The organism is Saccharopolyspora phatthalungensis, assembly GCF_014203395.1.
Taxonomy (GTDB): Bacteria; Actinomycetota; Actinomycetes; order Mycobacteriales; family Pseudonocardiaceae; genus Saccharopolyspora; species Saccharopolyspora phatthalungensis.
The window spans coordinates 2,262,464-2,284,658 of record NZ_JACHIW010000001.1 but is presented as its reverse complement, the minus strand read 5'-3'; the positions used below and the strand labels follow the sequence as shown (position 1 = coordinate 2,284,658).

The 22,195-nt window shown below is 69.0% G+C and carries 21 protein-coding genes; 12 read left to right on the top strand and 9 right to left on the bottom strand.

The window, feature by feature from the left end:
* Positions 1–17 precede the first annotated feature (17 nt).
* Positions 18–536: a DinB family protein gene (locus tag BJ970_RS10210; RefSeq protein WP_184726035.1), complete on the top strand. Its 519-nt coding sequence runs from the start codon at positions 18–20 to the stop codon at positions 534–536.
* 66 nt (positions 537–602) lie between these two features.
* On the opposite strand, the gene BJ970_RS10205 is transcribed toward BJ970_RS10210, so the two are convergent.
* Complete coding sequence (locus BJ970_RS10205) at positions 603–1,448, bottom strand: aminodeoxychorismate lyase (protein WP_184726034.1); 846 nt, start codon at positions 1,446–1,448, stop codon at positions 603–605.
* 121 nt (positions 1,449–1,569) lie between these two features.
* Between BJ970_RS10205 and BJ970_RS10200 the strand changes: the two genes are divergently transcribed.
* The 5 genes from BJ970_RS10200 (at position 1,570) to BJ970_RS10180 (ending at position 5,261) form a co-directional block, all read left to right on the top strand.
* The gene (locus BJ970_RS10200) at positions 1,570–2,013 is read left to right on the top strand and encodes a Fur family transcriptional regulator (RefSeq protein WP_184726033.1); all 444 of its coding nucleotides are present in this window, start codon (positions 1,570–1,572) and stop codon (positions 2,011–2,013) included.
* Positions 2,013–3,155 (top strand): CAF17-like 4Fe-4S cluster assembly/insertion protein YgfZ, encoded by a 1,143-nt coding sequence (ygfZ, locus tag BJ970_RS10195; RefSeq protein WP_184726032.1) that lies wholly within the window; start codon positions 2,013–2,015, stop codon positions 3,153–3,155. Before BJ970_RS10200 ends, ygfZ begins: the two co-directional genes overlap by 1 nt.
* Before the next feature lie 166 nt (positions 3,156–3,321).
* Positions 3,322–3,879 (top strand): RsiG family protein, encoded by a 558-nt coding sequence (locus BJ970_RS10190; protein WP_184726031.1) that lies wholly within the window; start codon positions 3,322–3,324, stop codon positions 3,877–3,879.
* Between the two features lie 42 nt (positions 3,880–3,921).
* Positions 3,922–4,107, top strand: a complete 186-nt coding sequence (locus BJ970_RS39945) for an asparaginase (protein WP_184726030.1) — start codon at positions 3,922–3,924, stop codon at positions 4,105–4,107.
* Between the two features lie 344 nt (positions 4,108–4,451).
* A complete protein-coding gene (locus tag BJ970_RS10180; RefSeq protein WP_184726029.1) occupies positions 4,452–5,261 on the top strand; it encodes a methyltransferase domain-containing protein in 810 nt (269 codons plus the stop codon).
* Positions 5,262–5,380: 119 nt separating this feature from the next.
* On the opposite strand, the gene BJ970_RS10175 is transcribed toward BJ970_RS10180, so the two are convergent.
* Positions 5,381–6,268: a DUF8083 family protein gene (locus tag BJ970_RS10175; protein ID WP_221467100.1), complete on the bottom strand. Its 888-nt coding sequence runs from the start codon at positions 6,266–6,268 to the stop codon at positions 5,381–5,383.
* Positions 6,269–6,509: 241 nt separating this feature from the next.
* On the opposite strand from BJ970_RS10175, the gene BJ970_RS10170 reads away from it, so the two are divergent.
* On the top strand, positions 6,510–6,698 hold the full coding sequence (locus BJ970_RS10170; protein WP_010312648.1) for a DUF3073 domain-containing protein: 189 nt from the start codon (positions 6,510–6,512) through the stop codon (positions 6,696–6,698).
* A gap of 495 nt (positions 6,699–7,193) precedes the next feature.
* Here the strand turns inward: BJ970_RS10170 and purM are convergent, their stop codons facing one another.
* The 3 genes from purM to BJ970_RS10155 all read right to left on the bottom strand — a co-directional run bounded on the left by purM (position 7,194) and on the right by BJ970_RS10155 (position 10,532).
* Positions 7,194–8,306, bottom strand: a complete 1,113-nt coding sequence (purM, locus tag BJ970_RS10165) for a phosphoribosylformylglycinamidine cyclo-ligase (RefSeq protein WP_184726027.1) — start codon at positions 8,304–8,306, stop codon at positions 7,194–7,196.
* A 110-nt stretch (positions 8,307–8,416) separates the two neighbouring features.
* A complete protein-coding gene (purF, locus tag BJ970_RS10160; RefSeq protein ID WP_376775015.1) occupies positions 8,417–10,012 on the bottom strand; it encodes an amidophosphoribosyltransferase in 1,596 nt (531 codons plus the stop codon).
* A 130-nt stretch (positions 10,013–10,142) separates the two neighbouring features.
* Positions 10,143–10,532 (bottom strand): sterol carrier family protein, encoded by a 390-nt coding sequence (locus BJ970_RS10155; RefSeq protein ID WP_184726026.1) that lies wholly within the window; start codon positions 10,530–10,532, stop codon positions 10,143–10,145.
* Between the two features lie 203 nt (positions 10,533–10,735).
* On the opposite strand from BJ970_RS10155, the gene BJ970_RS10150 reads away from it, so the two are divergent.
* Positions 10,736–12,067 (top strand): transposase, encoded by a 1,332-nt coding sequence (locus BJ970_RS10150; RefSeq protein ID WP_184726025.1) that lies wholly within the window; start codon positions 10,736–10,738, stop codon positions 12,065–12,067.
* A 290-nt stretch (positions 12,068–12,357) separates the two neighbouring features.
* Here BJ970_RS10150 and BJ970_RS10145 read toward each other — a convergent pair whose 3' ends face one another.
* From BJ970_RS10145 to BJ970_RS10135, 3 genes are all read right to left on the bottom strand, one after another.
* Positions 12,358–13,218 carry a DNA-binding response regulator gene (locus BJ970_RS10145; RefSeq protein WP_312864188.1) on the bottom strand — a complete coding sequence of 287 codons (861 nt, stop codon included), beginning with the start codon at positions 13,216–13,218 and terminating at the stop codon, positions 12,358–12,360.
* A gap of 267 nt (positions 13,219–13,485) precedes the next feature.
* Positions 13,486–14,658: a S8 family peptidase gene (locus tag BJ970_RS10140; RefSeq protein ID WP_184726024.1), complete on the bottom strand. Its 1,173-nt coding sequence runs from the start codon at positions 14,656–14,658 to the stop codon at positions 13,486–13,488.
* 239 nt (positions 14,659–14,897) lie between these two features.
* Positions 14,898–15,320 (bottom strand): PRC-barrel domain-containing protein, encoded by a 423-nt coding sequence (locus tag BJ970_RS10135; RefSeq protein ID WP_184726023.1) that lies wholly within the window; start codon positions 15,318–15,320, stop codon positions 14,898–14,900.
* Between the two features lie 175 nt (positions 15,321–15,495).
* Here BJ970_RS10135 and BJ970_RS10130 point away from each other — a divergent pair, with 175 nt between their 5' ends.
* Positions 15,496–16,077 carry a type VII secretion system-associated protein gene (locus tag BJ970_RS10130; protein WP_184726022.1) on the top strand — a complete coding sequence of 194 codons (582 nt, stop codon included), beginning with the start codon at positions 15,496–15,498 and terminating at the stop codon, positions 16,075–16,077.
* 315 nt (positions 16,078–16,392) lie between these two features.
* Here the strand turns inward: BJ970_RS10130 and BJ970_RS10125 are convergent, their stop codons facing one another.
* Positions 16,393–18,558, bottom strand: a complete 2,166-nt coding sequence (locus tag BJ970_RS10125; RefSeq protein WP_221467099.1) for a putative bifunctional diguanylate cyclase/phosphodiesterase — start codon at positions 18,556–18,558, stop codon at positions 16,393–16,395.
* Positions 18,559–19,110: 552 nt separating this feature from the next.
* Here BJ970_RS10125 and BJ970_RS10120 point away from each other — a divergent pair.
* The 3 genes from BJ970_RS10120 to BJ970_RS10110 all read left to right on the top strand — a co-directional run bounded on the left by BJ970_RS10120 (position 19,111) and on the right by BJ970_RS10110 (position 22,169).
* Positions 19,111–19,839 (top strand): lysozyme, encoded by a 729-nt coding sequence (locus BJ970_RS10120; protein ID WP_184726021.1) that lies wholly within the window; start codon positions 19,111–19,113, stop codon positions 19,837–19,839.
* 123 nt (positions 19,840–19,962) lie between these two features.
* Positions 19,963–21,072, top strand: a complete 1,110-nt coding sequence (locus BJ970_RS10115) for a pentapeptide repeat-containing protein (protein WP_184726020.1) — start codon at positions 19,963–19,965, stop codon at positions 21,070–21,072.
* Positions 21,073–21,095: 23 nt separating this feature from the next.
* Positions 21,096–22,169 carry a pentapeptide repeat-containing protein gene (locus tag BJ970_RS10110; RefSeq protein ID WP_184726019.1) on the top strand — a complete coding sequence of 358 codons (1,074 nt, stop codon included), beginning with the start codon at positions 21,096–21,098 and terminating at the stop codon, positions 22,167–22,169.
* The last annotated feature ends 26 nt before the right edge of the window (positions 22,170–22,195 follow it).

Genomic DNA, 22,195 nt, shown 5'->3' with positions numbered 1-22,195 from the left:
CGAGCTAAGGCGGCGGCATGACCAATACCGAGCAGAGCCTGACCGGCGAACGCGCTGACATCCTGGAATTGCTCACGGCCCATCGCGGCTTCCTGCGGCACACGGTGCAGAAACTAACCGATGAGCAGGCTCGGCTGCGCCCCACCAAGAGCGAGCTCTGCCTCGGCGGGCTGATCAAGCACGTCACGCAGGTCGAAAGGGGCTGGGCCGACTTCATCCGCAACGGGCGCGCGTTCGTGGCTTTCGACGAGGCGGCCTTCGCCAAGCACGCGGCCGGGTTCCAGGTGGAGGCGGACGAGACGCTGGAGGGCCTGCTCACGGAGTACGCGAAGGTGGCGGCGGAGACCGACGAGATCGTCGCGACGCTGCCCGACCTGGACGTCAGCCACGAGCTGCCGTCGGCTCCTTGGCAGGAACCCGGCAAGCGCTGGTCCGCGCGGCGGGTGCTGCTCCACATCGCCGCCGAGACTGCGCAGCACGCGGGGCACGCGGACATCATCCGGGAGACCCTGGACGGCCAGAAGACGATGGGCTGACTCGCGCCGCCGGAGTTGGCGATTTCGATGGAAATCGGCGCGTTGGATTCCTTTGAATTCGCCGCGTCAGTAGTTCGACTCGTAGAGGCGGTCGATCTCGGCATGCAGGTCGGCGTCGGCCTTGATCTCGATGCCATCGATGGAGCGCACCTGCGTCATCAGCCGGACGCTGGAGGCCAGCCACACGCCGTCGCTTTCGAACAGCGCCGAGGCCGGGAACTTCGTCACCCTGGTCTGCCAACCGGCCTTCTCCGCGGCCCGGAACAGCGCCCCCTGGGTGGTGCCCTTGAGGATTCCCAAGCTGGGCGGGGTGGTCAGCAGCGTGTGCCCCTGGGCGAGCACGACCGTCGAGGTCGGGCCTTCCAGCACCGAACCGTCGGTGGCGGTGAAGATCACCTCGTCGGCGCCGCGCGCCGCTGCCTCCCGCATCGCGGCCATGTTCACCGCGTACGACAGGGTCTTCGCGGACAGGAGGAGCCAGGGCGCGCGCTCCATCAGGTCCGGGGCGTAACCGCGCTCCAGCGTCACGGCCGCGACTCCCTCGCTGCGCTTGCGCAATGTGTCGGCTTCGATCTGCATGCCCATCGCGAAGCCGTTGGGGTTGTCGTCGCCTTCGACACCGCGGGTGCACACGAGCTTCACGGCCATCTGCGGGTCGGTGTCCCACGGCCAGTTGTCGATGACCGCCCGCACGGCCCGCTCCCACGCTGCGCGCTCGGGCAGCCGCAGCTGCAGCAGGGCGGCGGAGTGCTCCAAGCGGTCGAGATGCGGTCCGAGTTCCCGCGGCTTGCGGTCGGCGATCAAGATCGTCTCGAAGATGCCGTCACCACGCATCACCCCGAGGTCGTCGGCACGGAACAGCGGCGCCTGCGGATCAGCGATCGTCCCGTCCAAAAGTGCCAATACGCGCATGCCGGAAGCCTAGACCTCGGAGCCGCAACCGCAGCCGCACCGCGCGCGTGACCGGCAAGTTCCGTTACGGAGTTACGATCGAAGGGCCGACCGTCAAGCGCGCCGAGCACAGGAGCGGGCATTGAGCGACCAGGGATCGCTGCGCAGCACTTTGCACCAACGCGGCATGCGGATGACACCGCAGCGCCAGCTGGTGCTGGATGCGGTGCGCGAACTGGGGCATGCGACGCCGGAGCAAGTCTGCCGCCGGGTACAGGGCACCGCCTCGACAGTCAACATCACGACCGTCTATCGCGCCCTCGATTTGCTCGAAGAGCTGGGACTGGTGCGGCACACGCATCTGGGGCACGGCGCGCCGACCTACTCCGTCGAGGAACACGAGCACGTCCACCTGGCGTGCCACCGATGCGGGAAGATCGACGAGGTCCCGACCGAACTGCTGGACGACCTGTCGCGGGAGCTGCTCACGCGATTCGGGTTCGTCCTGAACGCCACCCACCTCGCCCTGTCCGGCCTGTGCCGGAACTGCCGCAACACCGATGTCGACGCCGCCGAGGAGCGCTGATGAGTTCACCCCTGTTGGATCTGCCGGGTGCGGTGCCCGCACCGGGAGATGCGGTGGACGTCGGCGTGCCCTGGCACTTCGGCGACCCCTTCGCCGAGCAGCGCTCGGCGACCCGCTCGGCGGTGCTGGTGGACCGCTCGCACCGGGAGGTCATCGCGGTGCCCGGCGAGGAGCGGCTGAGCTGGCTGCACCTGGTGCTCTCCCAGCACCTGACGGAACTGCCGGACGGGCAGGGCACCGAGGCACTGGTGCTGGACAGCCACGGCCACGTCGACTGCCACCTGCTGGTCGCGCACCACGAGGGCGTGGTCTACCTGGACACGGATGCCGGCGCCCAGGCCACCAGCGCGCTACCGACGATCGGCGTGGACGGCAAGCAGTCGCTGCTGGAATACCTCAACGCCATGCGGTTCTGGTCCAAAGTGGAACCCCGGGACGCCACCGCCGAGTACGCGCTGCTGACCACCATCGGCACGGACGCGGGCGGCATCCTCGCCCAGTTCGCGCCGGTGCCCTCGAAACCCTACGAGGTGCGGGCCCTGCCCGGCGGCGGTTTCAGCCGGAGCGTGCCGTTCCGCGCGCTGCCCACCGTCGATCTCGTGGTGCCGCGGGAGTCGCTGGTCGAGTGGTGGACGAAGCTGACCGACGCGGGAATCCGGCCGTCGGGCACGCTCGCCTTCGAGGCCCTGCGGGTGGCGGCGCTGCGGCCACGGGTCGGGCTGGACACCGACGAGCGCGCGATCCCGCACGAGCTCGGCTGGGTGCACGTGGCCGCGCATGTCGCCAAGGGCTGCTACCGGGGTCAGGAAACCGTCGCCAAGGTGCACAACGTGGGCAAGCCGCCGCGGCGGATGGTGCTGCTGCACCTCGACGGCTCGGCGGAGATCCTGCCGGAGACCGGCGATCCGGTGTGGTTCGGCGAGCGCAAGGTCGGTCGGGTGGGCAGCGTGGTGCAGCACCACGAGCTCGGCCCGGTGGCGCTGGCGCTGCTCAAGCGGTCGGCACCGGTGGACAGCGAGCTGATCGCCGGCGACCCGGAGCAGGACCGCGCGGTGGCCGCGGCGGTGGATCCCGACTCGGTGCCGCCGGACACCGGCGAACCCCCGGGGCGGATCGCGGCCCAGGGGTTGCGCGGCCGGTAGCGGCGGGTGTTTGACGAGGCGGGTATGCCTGGAATCGTGCAGGCCGCTCGTCCTCGTCGCCGCGCGTGCCCCAACACGCTGCGCGAACGGGCGGTTTCGCCCCGTTGCTAAAACAACATCACACGAATTGTTGGCGAGCTCTACCGAATTGCCGGAGGATGGCCACGTGATCGAAGTCCGCCCGGGTGGACGGCGCCGCATCGATAGGGTCCTGTCCCCGGACTACACCAGTGGTATCGAGCACCGCGCGCTTGGCGAAGTGCGCGCGTTGCGGGACGAGGCGGCGCAGGAGGAAACGGACCTCTCCTACCTGCGTAGGGTGCTGCACGCGCGGATCGACATCGTGCGTGCGGAGCAACGGCGACGCCGGGAAGGCGGGTCCGCGTCGGTCGTCGAACAGTTGGTGAACATCCTGGCGGACAACGCCGTCGGGCCGGCGACCGGTTCCGGCCGGTACCAGACGACCGAGCCGTCGCGGGCCGAGGCGCACCGCAGGCACGTCGAGGCGCTGGTCTCCGATGTCGATCTCTCGGATGTCATGTCACTGTCGGAGGCCAAGCTCGACCAGGCCCTCGACGCCTACACCGCGGAAGAGGATTCGGTGTCCCATCGCCGCCGGGAAGTCCAAAGCGTGGTGGACCGGCTGAACGCGGAGATCGCCCGCCGGTACCGCGAGGGCGCCGCATCGGTGGACGATTTGCTCGCGGAGGAACGAGACCGGTAGCGAGCAACGCAGTCCTGTTCGTCGGAGTCGGAGTCGTCCGAAGTGGACTTCCCGCGGCTCGGTTGTCGTGGGGCGGGTGCGGTGCGCCATGCCCGCGGCGAGGCCGATGCGCCAATGGACCCGCGTTCCTCGCTCAAACCCGCTCAGGCCGCCGTAATGCCCGGGGCGGCTGGGGAACTGCCGCTTCCGGGCATCGCGCTCGCTGCGGCCTCGCACAGCGCCGAGTAAGAGCATGCCCGGCAAGCACGCGGCGATGCTCACCACCCGCGTGCGACAGGTCTGGTCCACAGAGGACTGTCGGGCCCGAAACGCCCACGGAAAAAACGTGATTAACGACACATTTGCCGGGCCGGCCGTCGCCGTGGGAACCCCGTGCTCGCTCGGGAGGTCCGGCGACGGGCCCAATGCGCTCACCGAGGAGCCGGCCCCCGGCGGCAAACTGGTCGGCTCGGTGTTCCCGCTGCCCGGAACCGGTGTAATCGCTCACGGCCTCTTATTCGCTTCCCGACTGGAGCTTCTCCGGAGTACGCTCACATATTGATACTGACCTCCCATATCATGAGACGGAAGACATGCAGGCGCAGCCGGACACCTACACCCACGGACACCACGAGAGCGTGCTGCGATCGCACCGCTGGCGGACCGCCGAGAACTCCGCGGCATACCTGATCCCGCACCTGCGGCCGGGCACCAGCGTGCTCGACATCGGCTGCGGGCCCGGAACCATCACGTTGGACTTCGCCGCCCTGGTCGGACCCGGCCAGGTGCTGGGCGTGGACAATGCCGACGATCCGCTGGAGATCGCCCGGACCGGAGCCGCCGAACGCGGCCTGGACAACGTCACCTTCGCCAACGCCGATGTCTACCGCCTGCCCCACGCCAATGGCTCCTTCGACGTAGTGCACGCCCACCAGGTGCTACAACACCTGACCGACCCGGTCGCCGCGCTGCGCGAGATGCGGCGCGTATGCAAGCCGGGCGGCATCGTGGCGGCGCGGGACGCCGACTATGGCGGCATGCGCTGGTCGCCGGGCAACCCCGGCCTGGACCGCTGGTTGGAGCTGTACCGGCAGGTGGCGCACCGCAACCGGGCCTTCCCCGACAGCGGCCGGTACCTGAAGACCTGGGCGTTGGCGGCGGGATTCCGCGACGTCGCCTGCACGGCCTCGGCGTGGTGCTTCGCGACGACCGAGGAACGTGCCTGGTGGGGCAACCTGTGGGCGGACCGCATCCGCCGGTCGTCCTTCGCCGAGCAGGCCCTGAAGCACGGCCTGACCACCCGCGACGAGCTGGAAGCACTCGCCACCGCCTGGCACGCCTGGATGGACGCCGAAGACGGTTGGTTCGCCGTCCTCAACGGCGAGATCCGGTGCCGACCGTGACCCATCGAGCCAAAGTCCGTGGTCTGCGCCGCTAAGTTCAAACGCCGGTGATCTGCACCGCTTAGTTCACTGCGGTCCCGCCACCCGCGCCGCCACGCGGAACGACCGCGCTCCGCACGTCAGTTGTGGCGTTCGCGCGCAGCGAACTCTCCCCAGAAGTCGCGCAGGCTTTCGTACCGGGTGCCGACCTCTTCGGCGTCGTCGGCTTCCATGGCGTCAACGATCGCGTGCACGTCCTCCGCCGAGGTGTCCGCGTCCAGGTCGCTCGCCGTCATCAGCTGCACCAAGCCGCCGTAGTCCAGCTCCACTGCGGAGTGCGGGTGGAAGCGCTCCAGCCAGCGGCCGGTCTCGTGCAGGATCCGGGTCGGCCCCTCCTCGCCGATGGACTGCCGGCCGATCGCGTGCGCCCGGGCGACCCGCCGCCGCGCGTCGGCCATCGCCACCCGCCAGCACACCCGTCGCCGCCCCGGCTCGGTGAACACGCACCGCTCCACCGGATCGACCAGCACGAACCAGGGCAGCGGGACGGTCCAGGTGGACGACAGCACGTGCACCGCACCGCCGGCGAGCTCGCTGACCACGGCGCTCGCCCGCACCTTGGCCTTCTCGACCGGCACTTGCAGCACCGCAGACCGCAGTGCGATCTCCGCATCGCCCAGGAACCCGACCAGCGCCGCGGCGGACCGCCCGCGCAGGTCCAGTGGGCACACCAGCGGACCCGGCCCCACCTTGGCCGCCGGAGCGCTCGGCACGTCCGCCGGGTCGAGCACCAGCACGTCGCCGACGCCCTGGACCGCGCCGTCGGCGGTTTCGCCGGGCAGCAGTCGGGGCGGCGCGGCGAGCTGGCTGCGCAACCAAACGTCTTGCTCGCGCAGTCCCGCCTCGAACGGATCCACCGGCCCGCGCTCGACGACCGCCGCCAGTTCCTCGCGCAGCGGTGAGTCGTAGGACGACAAGGGCTCGTACACCCTCAGGTAGGCGACGAACGGCTCTGGCACAGCGAGCATGGTGCCATGCGGCCCACGGACAGCTGCGGTTGGCTCATTGCCGGAGCCGCGAAACGGCTGTCAGCCGAGTGATCGAATCGGCAAGAGTGCGACGTCACCCAAGACACGGCCACTCAGTCAAGGCACCACGTCGCGTTCAACCGCCTCGACACGGTACGGTAGTTACAGGAAAAGTTGTCGAGATCATGCGGGGCCGACATTCCCCTGTCCGCCCCGCAACCCTGTGCGAGGGGGTCGAGCCATGGGGCGCGGCCGGGCTAAGGCCAAGCAGACGAAGGTGGCCCGCGAGCTTAAGTACAGTTCCCCCGCCATGGACATCGAGGCGTTGCAGCGCGAGCTGTCCGTCTCGGAGTCTGGCGAGTGGTCCAGTGAGGACCGCGATGACTCGCGCGACGACGGGTACGACGACTACGACTACGACCGACGTTGAAGCACATCTCCACCGAGGACGGCGGATGAACGCTGTTCGCTCGATGGCGAGGTGCGTCGGAGTCGTTCGTCTGACCCGATGTGCATGAGCGGGTGGGGTTGACGAGTTCGCAAAGTCCCACATAGGAGGAGCACCGTGAGTGGCGTTGCCGGACCACCGGCGACGCCACTCGCGTCTGTCTGCTACTGGCGAAAACAGGGCTCAGCCAACGGGAATCCGGCCTGCCTACCGGGGATGTCCGGGACCGTCGTCGACGGCGGGTGGAGCCCGGATAACAAGACGCTGGCGCGCGCGGGCCGCCTCTCGGCGGGTGGCGCTGCAGGGCTCCAGCCGAACGGTATTCCCAGCAGGCAGTAGTTGGAGCCCGGGGGCACACGCGCACGCCAGCTATCGGTTCAACGGCCGGGAGCCCTTCGGCATTCCCGGCCGCGATCACAGACTTCTCGCGCCTGGTCCGGGGCGTGACGGCCGCCCGGACCGGGGCACGGTAGGTGTTCAGAAGCGCGGGTGGTTGCCGCGCAGCACCACGCGGTCCTGCTCGCCGGTGCCCTCGACGGACGGCTGCTTGGCGACCTCGCCGAGCACCCAGGCGGGCACGTGACGGGCCGTGAGCACCGCCAGGGCGCGGTCCACGTCTTCGGCGGTCACCACGGCGACCATGCCGATGCCCATGTTGAAGGTGCGTTCCATCTCCTCGGCGTCGACCCGGCCGCGCTGGGCGATCATCCGGAACACCGGGGCCGGCGTCCAGCTGCCCCGGTCCAGCACCGCGGTCAGCCCGGGCGGGATCACCCGCGCCAGGTTCTGCGCCAGGCCACCGCCGGTGATGTGCGCGAACGTCCGCACACCCGCCTCCGCGGCCAGCGCCAGGCAGTCCTTGGCGTAGATCCGGGTCGGCTCCAGCAGCTCCTCGCCGAGGGTCCGGCCGAACTCCTCGACGTGGCCCTCCAGCGGCACCCGGGCGATGTCCAGCAGCACATGGCGGGCCAGCGAGTACCCGTTGGAATGCAGGCCCGACGAGCCCATCGCGATCACCACGTCGCCCGGGCGGACCTTGTCCGGGCCGAGCATCGCGTCCGCCTCCACGACCCCGACGCCGGTGGCCGAGATGTCGTACTCGCCGGGCGCCATCATGCCGGGGTGCTCGGCGGTCTCCCCGCCAAGCAGCGCGCAGCCGGCCTGCACGCAGCCCTCCGAGATGCCCTTGACCAGGTCGGCGATCCGTTCCGGCACGACCTTGCCGACCGCGATGTAGTCCTGCAGGAACAGCGGCTCGGCACCGCAGACCACCAGGTCGTCGACCACCATCGCGATCAGGTCGATGCCGACGGTGTCGTGCAGGTCCATCGCCTGCGCGACGGCGAGCTTGGTGCCCACCCCGTCGGTGGAAGATGCCAGCACCGGCTCTTTCCAGCGGTCGAGCTTGAGCCGGAACAACCCGGCGAAGCCGCCAAGGGAGCCGAGCACCTCGGGCCGGGTCGCGCGCTGCGCCCACGGGCGCATCTTCTCGACCGCCTCGTCGCCGGCCTCGATGCTTACGCCCGCCGCGGCGTAGGTGGCTTTCGGACTCTCGGTCTGGGCAGACCCTGCGAGCAGGTCTTCGGACACGACTGGCTCCACATCTTGGTGCGAGTTTGCGATTCGCCGGACGCGCATGTGTAGCACGGACAACGCTACGCGTCGATGGCGAACCCCGGGGGGCGGAATCGGTGCGATTCTCAGGGCCGCTGCAGCGCGTCGGCCGCGCCGTAGCTGCTCGGCAGCACCGGTTCGGCCGGTCCCGCGATGCCTCGTTCGGCCTGGTCGAGACCTTCCAGCAGGTACTTGCCGATCCGCGCGTCGTCCGGCAGCGGAATCGGGTAGTCGCCGTCGAAGCAGGCCGCGCACAGCCGGGTGCGGGGCTGTTCGGTCGCCGCGACGAGCCCGTCCAGCGACACGTGGCCGAGGCTGTCCGCGCCGATGGAGCGGCGCACCCCGTCCATGTCCAGGCCGTTGGCGATCAGCTCGGCGCGGGAGGCGAAGTCGATGCCGTAGAAGCACGGCCACTTCACCGGCGGGGAGGCGATCCGTACGTGCACCTCGATCGCACCGGCCTCGCGCAGCATCCGGACCAGGGCGCGCTGGGTGTTACCCCGAACGATCGAGTCGTCCACCACGACCAGCCGCTTGCCGCGGATCACCTCGCGCAGCGGGTTCAGCTTGAGCCGGATGCCGAGCTGGCGGATCGTCTGCGACGGCTGGATGAAGGTGCGGCCGACGTAGGAGTTCTTCACCAGGCCGTTGCCGTAGGGGATGCCCGAGGCCTGCGCGTAGCCGATCGCGGCGGGCGTGCCCGACTCCGGCACCGGGATCACGAGGTCGGCGTCGACCGGGTTTTCCTTGGCCAGCCGGCGGCCGATCTCCACGCGGGTGCCGTGCACCGAGCGGCCCGCGATCGTGGTGTCCGGGCGGGCGAGGTAGACGTACTCGAAGATGCAGCCCTTCGGCTTGGGGCTGGCGAAGTGCTGGGAGCGCAGCCCGTCGCCGTCGATGGCCAGCAGTTCGCCGGGCTCTACCTCGCGGACGAACGATGCACCGACGATGTCCAGCGCGGCCGTCTCGCTGGCCACGACCCAGCCGCGTTCCAGCCGACCGAGCACCAGCGGCCGGACGCCCTGCGGGTCGCGGACCGCGTAGAGGGTCTGCTCGTCGCAGAAGACCATCGAGAACGCGCCGCGCAGCGTCGGGAACAGCTCCATCGCGGCCTGTTCGATGCCCTTGTCGGCGGCGCGCGCGGCCAGCAGGCCGGTCACCAGGTCGGAGTCACTGGTGGCTCGCTCGCAGCCGTTGGCCGGGGATGACGTGTTGGCCGCGACCGTGTCGCCGCCCTCGGCGACGACACGGTCCAGCAGTTCGGCCGTGTTGACCAGGTTGCCGTTGTGGCCGAGGGCCAACCCGCTGCCGGTGGCGGTCGTGCGGAAGGTCGGCTGGGCGTTCTCCCAGCTGCCGCCGCCGGTGGTCGAGTACCGGGCGTGCGCGACGGCGACGTGTCCGCGCAGCGACGCCAGGGTCTGCTCGGTGAACACCTGGCTCACCAGGCCGAGGTCCTTGTAGACCAGCACCTGCGAGCCGTCGCCGACCGCGATGCCGGCGGCTTCCTGGCCGCGGTGCTGAAGGGCGAAGATCCCGTAGAAGCTCAGCTTGGCGACTTCTTCGCCGGGCGCCCACACCCCGAAGACACCACACTCCTCGCGGGGGATGTCGCGTTCGAGGTCCGGACTGGAGAGGTCCGTTGAGGTACGTGCATTAGCCGGTTCGGGCCGGTCGGTCACCACCGAAAACTCCCTGAAGGACGGAGCCGGAGTTACACCTGATTGTAAACAGCAGGCAACTGACCCAACGCCAACCCGATGGGTGTCGGCCATCTCATCCCCGACCAATCCTCGACGTTGCGTGCCCGGCCCGTCACGCGCTGTCGATGCGGACCAGCGGCAGCCACTGCGAAACGTCCGAGCGAGAGCCGGAGGCGGTGAGCACGCCCTGCTCGACGGCCCGGGCCCAGTCGAGGCGGCCGGTCGCCAGCAGCAGCCAGGTGCGGGCGTCGGTCTCGACGACGTTGGGCGGTGTGCCGCGGGTGTGCCGCGGGCCCGCGACGCACTGGACCGCCGCGAACGGCGGCACCCGCACCTCGACGCTGTTGCCGGGTGCGACCTGCTCCAGCGTCCGCAGGCTCAACCGCACCGCGGCGGCGAGTTCGGCGCGCGGGGGCTGCTGCGCTTCGTCGTCCAGCCAGGACCGCACGGCCACGACGGCGTCGCGCATCTCAGCGGGATCGACGGCGCGACGGCTGGGCATGTCCGAACCCTACGGGGACCGGGTCCGGCGGGCGTCAGTGGGCGATTTCAATAGAAATCAACGCGCTGGTTTCCGTTGAAACCGCCCCCCAGAGGAAATCCCTTCCTAGTAAGTACGGGTAGTGGTTGATCCGGAGTTCATTGCGCAGGTCTCCTTCTTGTGAGTGTTCGGGTTCTGGATCAGTTGCTATCGAGGAGGATGCTGTGCCTCATGTCAGGGCGCTTACGCGCGGTGATCGTCGGCGGAACGAGCGGCTGACCCGGTTGCGATCGATCGTGCGCCGCGAGTTCGCGGTGGTCGCAGTCGATCTGGCCTCGGCCAAACAGGCGGCGGTGGTCGCCGATCACGATTCGCGGGTGCTGGGCCGACGCATGTTCAGCGGGGATGCGTGGGTGATCGATGACATCCTGGACTGGGCCGGGCCGGTCGCCGCCAAGGCGGGGTTCGCCGGTGTGGTGCTGGGGTGCGAGCCGACCGGGCATCGCTGGAAGCCGCTGCTGGACCGGGCCCGCGCTCGCGGAGTTGAGCTGGTGTGCGTGAACCCGATGCTGGTGCACCGTGGCCGGGAGGAAGAGGACTTCACCCGCGACCGGTCGGACTTCAAAGACGCCACGATCATCGCCAAACGCGTCGCGGAACTGCGCTGTTACGTGCCCTATGTGCTGGAGGGGCACTGGTGTCGCCTGCGGCATCTGGGGGCTCGCCGTGCCGATCAGCTTGTTGCCGCGGGGTCGGCCCGGCAGCGTTTGCGTGATCTGCTGGAGTGTGCCTGGCCTGCGGTGCTGTCCACCGCGAGCAAGCCTTTGGACACGCTGACCTGGCGGGTGGCCATGGCGGTGTCCACCGACCCGGCCCGGATCATGGCGATGGGCTTTGATGCCTTTGCCGCGGCAGTGCGTGACGAACTTCCCCGCTGGGGTGGCAGCCGCCGCAATCTGCGCATTCTGCGCGCGATCTTCGACGCCGCTCGCACACCTGGCGGGGTTGCTACCGAGCAAGCCGCGGCCTGCGAACGAGCGGCCTACGCACTCGACGACTGGCACCATGCCCTGGGGCAGCTCGCCGACGTTGAGGCCCGCATGATCGAGGTCCTCGACACCCTGGAACTGTCCACGTTGGTCACCACCATCACGGGGTTGTCGGTCGTCGGGGCCGCCGCCATCCTCGCCGAGACCGGCGACCCAGCGCGCTTCGACTGTGCCCGAACCTGGGTCAAGCATGCGGGGTTGTGCCCACGTGCCAACGAATCCGGGAACTTTCACGGCATCACCACGGTCTCCCGCCGCGGCCGCCCCGGACTGCGCACCGCCGCTTGGCGGGCCATCTGGGGCGCACTGACCCACAACCCGGTCTACACCGCCCGCTATACGCACCTGACCACCCGTGAAACCAACCCGCTGCGCCCGGGACAAGCCCGCACGGCCCTCGCAGCGGCACTGCTGCGACAGCTGTTCGTGGTCGTCACCCGCCGGGTGGCCTGGGATCCGGCGGTTGCCGCCGGCACTACGAAGGAGGTGGCGCCGCAGGCCGCATAGCGCGACACTGGCCATGGGCGGGGCGAACCCGACTCCTCCTTGGGCAGAACCCGGAACTGAGCAGGGGCGCCCCGCCCACCCTCCACCCAAGCTCGGATGAGGGCTGTTGGGACAAACCCGGTTGTTCGCTAGGTCGAGCACGGAGAGTGGGCGCAGGCACCCGCCACCCCGGCCAGTCACGCCACCCACCACATCACCACCCACCATGATCAACCCCGCACACCCGCGGGGACACTGCCGCACGCCCAAAACCGGAAACATCACCAATTGACTTCGCCCTCATAGGCTGCTCAGAGCCAGCCGAGCTTCACCGCCTGCATGCCCGCCTGGAAACGCGTCTCCACGCCCAACCGCGCGATCAGCTCGCGGACCCGGCGATGCGCGGTGCGAGCGCTGAAGCCCATCAGCCGACCAATCGCGTCGTCCGTCGCGCCGGAGGCCAGCAGCGACAGGATCCACCGTTCCTCCTCGGTGGGCTGCAGTTCTTGGCTGGACAGGGCCCGGTTCGGGGTGAACGGTGCGGCGAAGCGCCACAGGTCTTCGAAGATCCGGGCAATCGCCGCCAGCATCGCCGAACTGCGCACCACCACGGCGCTTTCCACCGAGGTGTCGCTCACGGTCAGCGGCAGCAGCGCGATCTCGTTGTCCACCATGATCAGCTTGGTCGGCGCCATGTGGATCACCCGCGCCTGCTCGCCCATCGCGACCAGCTTGGTCGTGATGTCCAGCTGCGGGGGGCGCGCCAGCGCGGATCGGTCGTACAGCACCTGGTACTGGACGCCCTCCGCGAGCTTGCGGGATTCCAGCGAATCCAGCGGCCCGGTCGTGACGTACGGGGGCTTGGCGACCCCTTGGACCAGCTGCCTAGCGTTACGTTGCAGCTCGTAGGCCGCCCAGCCGACCCGCTTGGCCCCATGCACGACCTGCAACACTCCGCCGCTGCCCGAGCGGGCCCGAACGGCGCGAGCCACCGACGCGACCTGCGCCTGCACGGACCGCTCCACGAGCGGCTCGGTGGCGGCGGTGTTCCTTGCCGACTGGTCGACCGCGGTCGACTGCGTCAGCTCCTCGGTGTATCCGGGTAGCACGGCACACCCCTCCTCGACGCGCCCTGGCGGCACCGGTTCGGTGCCGCGCTGGACACTGAACACCCCCGTGATTGGCAACGTATCCACCGGAAAGGGCCGCTGGAACCGACTTTCGCAAGAACCGGCGGATCGAACTTCGATTGACTCCGTTAGGCGGCACGATCAGACCCCCGAATGCAGCAGTCGGGGCAAGCATTGTGGAATCTGGGATCCCGCCGCGAGACGGCCTCTGAGCTTGTGCCACGAAACGCGAGATCGGCACCTCAAGCGCATCGGGCCCTTCCTGGGAGTCCAGGAAAGGGCCCGGGGGAGAGCTACCGCGCTATCGGATCAGAGGTCGCCGATCTGCAGCAGGTCGGCGATGGTGCCCTTCGGGGCGCCCTTGATGACACCTTTGGACTCCTGGCTCTGCAGCCCGCCGATCACGTCCGCCGGCTTCGCATTCGGGTTCGCCTGCAGGAACAGTGCGCCAATGCCGGCCACATGCGGGCTGGCCATCGAGGTGCCGCTCATCGTCTCGGTGCCACCACCTGGCACGGTCGAGACGATGTCCACGCCGGGGGCGTAGCCCTCGACAGCGGCGCCGTAGTTGGTGAACTCGGCCGAGGTGTCCGTGTTGTCCGACGCGGCGGCCGTGAACACGCCGTTCGCGCCGGCCGGGGAGTAGTTGGCGGCGTCCTTGCCGTCATTACCGGCCGCCACCGCGAGGAACACGCCGCTGTTGACCAGGTTGGTCGACGCCTCGTCCATCGCGGGGTCCTTCGGGCCGGCCAGCGACATGTTCGCCACCGACGGGCCATGGTGGTGCTGCGCGACCCAGTCGATGCCGCGCACGACCGCCTCCGTGGTGCCGCTGCCCTGCCTGTCGAGCACTCGCACGCCGACCAGCTGCACGCCCTTGGCGACGCCGTAGGTGTTGCTGCCGATCGTGCCGGCGACGTGGGTGCCGTGACCGTTCTCGTCCCTACCGTTGCCACCGGTGGCGTCGAAGCCGATCGCGGCTCGACCGCCGAAGTCGGGGTGCGACGGGTCGATGCCGGTGTCGATGATGTAGGCGGTGACGCCCGCACCGGTGCCGACCGGGGTGTAGCTGTTGTCCAAGGGCAGCTTCGGCTGGTCGATCCGGTCCAGGCCCCACGTGCCGGCGGCCTGGTGCGCCGACGGTTCGACCTGGATCTTGTAACTCTGCGAAACGTTCTCAACCTTGTTGCTGGCGCGGACCTTCTGGAGGGCTTCCGGGCTCAGCTGAGCGGAGAACCCGTTGAGCGTGCTGGTGTACACGTACCGTGCCCGCACACCCAGCTCTTCGGCCACACCCTGCGGCGCGATTCCGTTCTTGAGGTTGACGATGTAGACGTCGCCCGCGGATCCCTCGGCCTGGGCCTGGGGGTGCAGCGCCAACGGCGCCAACTCGATCTGCGTCTGCGCGCCGGCCGGTGCACCGGCGAACACGAGCGCCGCTGCGGCAAGCCCTGCCCCGGTGCCGTAAAGCAGCTTCCTCATGCGTCCCCTCCTCCGATCGGTCTCGCTCGTGTGGGGCCGAGCGAGGTGATTCCTGCCGGAACGTAACCAGGGGAAACACCCATAAGGGTGTCGTTGGCGATTTGTCGCCACACGATCGGACGACGAGGTGAACGAATTCCCAGCTCTGGGTTTCCTACCGGGAATGAGCAGGCAAAACTGCGCCCGCCGGGATTCCCGACGGGCGCGAATTTTCGTTTGTTATGAGCTATTCACGCGGTTCAGGTGGCGGCTACCCAGCGTCGCAGCCGGAGGCGAACGGCCTCCACGTATTCGGGCTCGACCTCGGCGACCTCATCGATCGACGCGGTGCCATCGGGGGCGACGCCGTAGGCCATCCCGTAGTACAGGTACAGCGCACTCTCCTGCTGCAGCGGAAGATCGCCCTGGAACAGGCTGACCCGGGGCGCGTGCCGGACCGCTTCCTTGCCCACCGCGACGGTGAGCGTGTCGCCGTCGAAGGCCGCACCCTCCAGCGGCACGAAGCTCTCGTTCGTCCCGAAAAGTCCAGTTTGGACGGTGACCCAGGCGGGTTGCTCGGTGTCGTCGTCGATGAAAAGCTGGCCGACGATGCCGATCCGCTGTCCATCCGGATCGAACACCTCACATCCGAACATCCGCAACGCTTCTCGCTGACCGATCATCGCCCCTCCCCTCCCCGCGTGGGCCTCCTGGTCAGTTTGCCCCTGGACCGGCCGGAGCGACACCTCGGAACGGCTTGTTCAGGACCGTCCACTCGACAGTCCCCGATGCCTGGCACCCTCGAAGGCGCGTCCGGCATTCGCGACGACGCCCCCCGAATACAGCTACGGAGTCCCGATGTCCCAGCCCGCCGACCGTCCCGCCCCGCCGATCAGCGCCGAAATGCGGGAGCACGCCAAGCAGAACCCCCACAGCTGGCTGTACATCGCCGACCCCGGCTACGCCGAAGGCGGCGAGGACGTGCCGCCGGAAGGCATCGTCGGCGCCTACCGCATCGGCGCCGACGGCGAGATCGACGAGGACTTCCAGTTCAACGACCGGTACCGGCCGTCCGAACTGACGGCGAACCAGCAGGAACCGACCAACGAACTGGAGCGGGTGCTGGCGCGGATCGCGGCCGGGCAGTTACCGGAGTCCGAACTGCCCGGCGCGGTGCTCGACGCCGAGGTGCTGCTCTACACCCCGAGCGCGGAAGACACGATGATCTACACGGCGGAGATGTCCGACGGCAGCCGGCTGGTCCCGGCGTGCACCTCAACTTCCCGGGTTCCGGCGGACTGGCCGGGTTTCCGCCGGGTGCCGGGCCAGGTGCTGCCGGAACTGCTCGACGGCCTGGACCTTGGCCTGAACCTGCACGACGCGATCCAGGCGGTGATCCCGAACAGCGTCCTGGTGCAAGCCGCCGCACAACGCGACTGACCCGGGCGGGCAGGGGCGCGGTTTCGATCGGCACCTGGGTCCCGTGCTCACGGTTGCGGTTGAAACAGCGGTCGTCGGGGAAACCCCATCCGGGAATACTTGGCCTCGGCGAGCAGACCGGCGATCAGCGCAGCAGCGGGTCGGCCTCATCGATAACCACGGTTCGCGGCCTGATCGGTGTGGACCGTCGAAGGCATCTCCGGCGGGTGGACATCAAGCACTTTATGGCGCTACGGCCCCAAAGTCCTCACGCGCCCCGACCGGTGCTCACCGCGTAGTGCGGTTGGCCGCGTCCCTTTCCCCGCACCAAACCGCCTAATCCAGGTGTTCGGCGATGAAGGCCGTGATGTCGACGGGTGAACCGGGGCGGGCGAAGAGGTAACCCTGGCCGGTCTCGCAGCCGATGTCGGCCATTCGGCGGGCCTGTGCCTGGGTCTCCACACCCTCCGCGGTGACGGTCAGGCCGAGCGCGTGCGCGAGATCCACCAGCGTGCCGACGATGCGCGCGTCGACCGGGTCGGCCCGTTCCGCATCCCGCAGGCCCTCCATAAACGAGCCCGCGATCTTGAGCTCGTGCACCGGAAGGTGCCGCAGGTAGGCCAGGTTCGAGTACCCGGTGCCGAAGTCGTCGATGGCGATCCGCACGCCCATGCGGGACAGCGCGCGCAGCGCGTCCAGCGGCTCGTCGGCGGTGCCCATGATCGCGCTCTCGGTGAGCTCCAACTGCAACCGCGAAGGCTCCAGCCCGGTCTCGGCCAGGATCGCGGCGACGTCGTCGACCAGCTTCGGGTCGCGCGACTGCCGGACCGCGAGGTTGACGCTGACGAACGGCGCGGCCGACCCGAACTCGTCCTGCCACTGCTTCGCCTGCCGGCAGGCCTGCCGCAGCACCCACCGCCCGAGCGGCACGATCAGCCCGGTTTCCTCGGCCAGCCCGATGAACCGGTCCGGCCCGAGCCGGCCCAGCTCCGGGTGCGCCCAGCGGACCAGCGCCTCGACGCCGACCACGCAGAAGTCCCGCAGCCCGATCAGCGGCTGGTAGTCCACGTAGAACTCCTCGCGCTCCAGCGCGGCGGGCATCTTCGCCGACAGGTGGAACTGCGCGACCTCGGTGGCGTTGCGGTCCGGGTCGAACAGCGCCCACCGGCCCTTTCCCGCGGACTTCGCCCAGTACAGCGTCACGTCGGCGTCGCGCATCAACTCGGCCGCGGTCTGCCCGGACACCGGCCGTTCGACGATGCCGATGCTGGCCGACACGGAGAGCTCGTGGCCGCCGATGCGGATCGGCACCTCCAGCGCGTCGAGCACGGTGTCGGCGACCTCGACGGCCTGCTCGGTGCCGAGCGAGTTCTCGACCAGGATCACGAACTCGTCGCCGCCCATCCGCGCGACCAGCCGGTCGTCGCCGTGCACCACGGCGGCGAGCCGGTCGGCGACCGCCAGCAGCAGGTCGTCGCCGACGTGGTGGCCGAGGCTGTCGTTGATGACCTTGAAGCCGTCGAGGTCCATGTAGCACAGCGCCACCCGCTCGCCGGACTCGTGCTGGCGCAGCACTGCGGTGAGCCGGTCCAGGAACAGCGCCCGGTTGGGCAGCGTGGTGAGCGGGTCGTGCATCGCCTGATGCCGCAGGCGTTCCTGCAGCATCCGGCGGTCGGTGACGTCCTCGATCAGCGCGACCTGGTACAGCGGCAGGCCGTCCTCGCCGCGGACCAGGGACACGATCAGCTCGGTCCACACCGTGCCGCCGTCGGGGCGCTTGAACTGCTTCTCCACCCGGAACTGGTCGCGTTCACCGCGGACCAGTTCCTCGTACATCCGCCAGGTGCTGTCGGGGTCGGCCGGGTGCATCATGTCCTGCACCATCATCCGGCGCAGTTCCTCGGCCGAGCGCCCCATGATGCGCGTCAGCGAATCGTTTACTTCGAGGATCCGCCCGCTCATGTCGCCGATGCCGATGCCGATCGCGGCCTCCGCGAAGATCGCGCGGAACCTGGCCTCGCTGGTGCGCAGCGCCTGCTCGACCGCGTCGCGCGCATCCAGCACCGCCTGCCGGATGGCCTCCTGCTCGTCCAGCGTCCGCTTCCGGGCGGCCTGCACGAAGCCGGAACAAAGCGAGCCCTGCAACGCGGCTACCCGCCCGCGCCAGTCGGGACTGGCGCCCAGCTGAAAGATGTCCAGGATCTCGTCGCCGATCAGGTCGATGGTGCGGGCCAGCGACTCGGCGCTGGTGAAGTGCACGGCGACCAGGTCCACTCCGACGGACCGGGCGGCGGAGGAGTCGAACGGGTCGCTGAGCAGCGCTTCCACCAGACGATCGGTGTAGCCGTACAGGCGGCCTTCAACCTCGGCGCTGGTCATGGGCACATAGCTGGTCCCCATCAGGGCCTGCGCCCATACGGCGGCAAAGCGTCGTCGATCGGCTCGGTTCACCTCGGCGGCCACCTCGTGAGCGCTGGGCACCGGCGTTGTCCAGCCAGTCATGCCTGGGCGCCCTCCACTCGTCTTACTCGCCTGGGCCCGTTCTCGTTCGGAGCATACGACCGGATTGGGCTGGCGGTCGAACATCATGTGCGGCACCCGGGGTAGCCACACACCTCATTCGAGCAGGCCATCCGAGTGGCTAGTCCATGCGGATCAATCACATTCCGCAGCCACTTGATCGCCGGAGCGCGGCAGCCGGGTTCGATCTGCTTTCTTCAAACGCCCACCCCGCCCACGAGGTTGTATGCGATCCGGAAGAACACAACCGGGGGCCAGCGGTTCACTCGAGCTGTCCTGATTAAGCGCGTTGCGGTGAGAAAATAACACAGGGTCTGCATCCTAAGAAAACTCTTCGCCACACTTTCGGGGCAGGACACGCGGTTTCCCGACGACGCACCGCAACTACCTCCCGCGAGGCCCCGATGAACCATCCGAGTGGACGTGCTCGCCGTTTGCCGGTGCTCTCCCTAATATCGATTGCCTGCGCAGGCGCTTTCCTCCGGTGCTCGCCGGCGCAAGCCAGCAACACCCCTTCCAGGAAGGGAATCCGCGATGACGCAGGTAACCGAAGAACAGCCGAGCGCTAGCGAGACCGACACCCCGATGGGCTCGCAGATCCGCAAGCACGAAGGCGGCGATCCGCAGATCGTGCCCACCGTGGATACCTTGGCCACGGTGGCCGGCATGGACGTCAGCGGCCATCAGCGCAATGTCGACTGGCAGTCCTGGTGGAACCAGGGCATGCGGTTCGCCTTCGTCAAGGCCACCGAGGGCACCGGCTATAAGAACCCGTACTTCGCCCAGCAGTACAACGGCTCCTACAACGTCGGCATGATCCGCGGCGCATACCACTTCGCGCTGCCGGACCGCTCCAGCGGCGCCGCGCAGGCCAACTACTTCGTGGACAACGGCGGCGGCTGGTCCAAGGACGGCAAGACCCTGCCGGGCGCGCTGGACATGGAGTACAACCCGTACGGCAACACCTGCTACGGCAAGACCAAGAACGCGATGACCGCCTGGGTCAAGGACTTCAGCGACACCTATCACGCGCGAACCGGGCGCTGGCCGGTCATCTACACCAGCACCAGCTGGTGGAATCGGTGCGTGGACGGCGACTTCAGCTCGACGAACCCGCTGTGGATCGCCCGTTACGCGAGCGCCGTCGGCCAGCTCCCGCACAGCTGGCGGATCTGGACGATCTGGCAGCACACGTCCTCGCCGCTGGACAAGAACACCTTCAACGGCGCCTACGACCGCCTCCAGGCGCTGGCCAACGGCTGACGCCAACAACATCGCGGTGCCGGCCGGTCGCCGGCACCGCGTCTGCGGCATCGGCTCGGGGTGTGGCTCGGCAAGCTACAGATCGGCCGCGTGATTGCGCACGGGCAAGGCAAAATCCCTCGCATGGGTGAGCGCAAGAGTGGGTTGGCCGCGACGATCGCCGTTGCCATCGTGGTGCTGATCGGCGTCAGCATCGCTTTGCTGGCCTTCGATCCGAGGACGACCGGCGCCGACGCGCTGCGGACCGGCGGGCTGGCGGCCGGCTCGGTAGTCGCGATGTACGCGCTGTGGCTCAACGACCGGCGACGCCGCGTCGAAGAAAAGCGGCAGGAGCTCGAAACCCAGCGGCAGGAACTCGATCGGCAGCGCTACGCGCTAGAGCAACAGCGGCAGGCGCTTGAGGACCGGCGGACCGATCAGGATCGGGACCGCGCCGCCGACGAGCGGTTCGCGCGGGCGGTCGAGCTGCTGGGCAATGCGGCGGACCAGGTGCGGGTGGGTGCGATGCACGCGTTGGCGGGGCTCGCCCGCAACAATCCCGAGTACACCCAGACCGTCCTCGATGTGCTGTGCTCGTACCTCCGCCGCCCCTTCGACCATCCGAAGTGGACGCCGTCCGCAGATCTGCCGGCTCAATCCGACCAATGGCCGGAGATCGGCCCCGAGCAGGAGCGCGAACGGCACGTCCGGCAGACCGCCCAGCGGCTGATCCGGGACCTGCTGCCCGGCACCGCCGACCCGGATCCGGGGAGCTACGACCTGGACCTGACCAGGGCTTGGCTGGAGCGGTTCAACCTGTCCGACCGGGTCGTGGGCCGCATCGCCGCCTACCGGTGCCGGTTCCGGCACACCACGAACCTCAACCGCGCCGTCTTCCACGGCCCGGTGCACTTCCGCGACAGCATCTTCCTGGGCCGGATCCGTGCGGAAGACGTGCGGTTCCGGGAGAAGCTGGAGCTGCACGGGATCGCCACCCACGGGCCATGCGGTTTCGAACGCGCCCGTTTCGGCGGGGACGTGGACTTCCGGCGAGCAACCTGCCGGAAGGGCGTGTACTTCGATGGCGCCGTCTGCGAAGCCGCGCTAGATCTGCGCCACACGCAGTTCCTCGGGGGCGTTGACCTGCACTTCGCCGATCCGGCTCCGGTGGCGCAGCTCGAAGACCTCGAGATCAGCGGGCAGTCGCGGTTGCCCGCGGGCTGGCAGGTTCCGGGAACCGCGACGCGCGGTTGATCTCGCCCGGCAGAATCCACCGCATGGGTGAACGCAAGGTCGGGTTGGTAACGACGATCGCCATTGCCGTCGGGGTGCTGATCGGCGTCAGCATCGCCTTGCTCGCCTTCGATCCGAGAACCACCGGCGCGGACGCGTTGCGGACCGGCGGGCTGGCGGCCGGATCTGTCGTGGCGCTGTACGCGTTGTGGCTCAACGACCGTCGGCGACGAGTCGAGGAGAAACGGCAAGAGGTCGAGCGGGAGCGGCACGAGTTGGAGAGCCGGCGGGCGGATCTCGACCGCGACCGGGTCGCCGACGAGCGCTTCGCCCGCGCCGTGGAACTCCTCGGCCACGAAGCCGATCAGGTCCGCGTCGGCGCGCTGCACGCCCTGGCAGGCCTGGCCCGCAGCAACCCCGACTACACCCAGACCGTCCTCGACGTGCTGTGCTCGTACCTCCGGCGGCCGTTCGCGCATCCGCGCTACGACGCCAAAGTCCCGACGGCCGACGGGAAGCAATCGCCCTGGGCGCCGGAAGCCCGCGACGACGCGGAGCGCATGCTGCAGGTCCGCCTGACCGCGCAGCGGTTGATCGCGGATCTGCTGCCGCCCGCGGCGGATTCCCATGCCCCGGCTCACGACCTGGACCTGACCAACGCGACGTTGGAGTACTTCGACCTGACCGACCGGAAGGTTGGCACATTGGTCCTGCGATACGGGAAACTGTTCAGCGACAACAACTTCAGCCGTTGCGAATACCACGGGGACGTGTGGTTCACCGGCACGACGGTCGGTGCCAGCCGGTTGTACGGGCGGTTCCGCTGCGACGACGTGGTTTTCCACCGGCGCGCCTGGTTCCCCGGAGTCGAGTTCAACGGCCGGTCGAGCTTCCGGCGAACCCGGTTCCGGGGCCAGACGAGGTTCGCGGACAGCCACTTCGCCGACTCCGTGTCGATGGAGCGGGCGGAATTCCACGGGGAGGCCGACTTCCGCGCCGTCCGCTTCGAAAGCGCCGTGGACCTCAGCGGCGCCGCATTCCACGGCGAAGCCCAGCACGCCGGCATCATCACCAGCCCGGACCGCGACGTCACCCTCCCCGCGGGATGGGCGTCGTGAGCACGAGGCGAAAGTGAGGGGTACCC

Excerpts from the sequence above, each read along its gene's own strand:
- BJ970_RS10210 (WP_184726035.1), top strand. The coding sequence starts at position 18 with ATGACCAATACCGAGCAGAGCCTGACCGGCGAACGCGCTGACATCCTG.
- BJ970_RS10205 (WP_184726034.1), bottom strand. The coding sequence starts at position 1,448 with ATGCGCGTATTGGCACTTTTGGACGGGACGATCGCTGATCCGCAGGCG.
- ygfZ (WP_184726032.1), top strand. The coding sequence starts at position 2,013 with ATGAGTTCACCCCTGTTGGATCTGCCGGGTGCGGTGCCCGCACCGGGA.
- BJ970_RS10180 (WP_184726029.1), top strand. The coding sequence starts at position 4,452 with ATGCAGGCGCAGCCGGACACCTACACCCACGGACACCACGAGAGCGTG.
- BJ970_RS10175 (WP_221467100.1), bottom strand. The coding sequence starts at position 6,268 with ATGCTCGCTGTGCCAGAGCCGTTCGTCGCCTACCTGAGGGTGTACGAG.
- BJ970_RS10170 (WP_010312648.1), top strand. The coding sequence starts at position 6,510 with ATGGGGCGCGGCCGGGCTAAGGCCAAGCAGACGAAGGTGGCCCGCGAG.
- BJ970_RS10155 (WP_184726026.1), bottom strand. The coding sequence starts at position 10,532 with ATGCCCAGCCGTCGCGCCGTCGATCCCGCTGAGATGCGCGACGCCGTC.
- BJ970_RS10140 (WP_184726024.1), bottom strand. The coding sequence starts at position 14,658 with ATGAGGAAGCTGCTTTACGGCACCGGGGCAGGGCTTGCCGCAGCGGCG.
- BJ970_RS10135 (WP_184726023.1), bottom strand. The coding sequence starts at position 15,320 with ATGATCGGTCAGCGAGAAGCGTTGCGGATGTTCGGATGTGAGGTGTTC.
- BJ970_RS10130 (WP_184726022.1), top strand. The coding sequence starts at position 15,496 with ATGTCCCAGCCCGCCGACCGTCCCGCCCCGCCGATCAGCGCCGAAATG.
- BJ970_RS10125 (WP_221467099.1), bottom strand. The coding sequence starts at position 18,558 with ATGACTGGCTGGACAACGCCGGTGCCCAGCGCTCACGAGGTGGCCGCC.
- BJ970_RS10120 (WP_184726021.1), top strand. The coding sequence starts at position 19,111 with ATGACGCAGGTAACCGAAGAACAGCCGAGCGCTAGCGAGACCGACACC.
- BJ970_RS10115 (WP_184726020.1), top strand. The coding sequence starts at position 19,963 with ATGGGTGAGCGCAAGAGTGGGTTGGCCGCGACGATCGCCGTTGCCATC.
- BJ970_RS10110 (WP_184726019.1), top strand. The coding sequence starts at position 21,096 with ATGGGTGAACGCAAGGTCGGGTTGGTAACGACGATCGCCATTGCCGTC.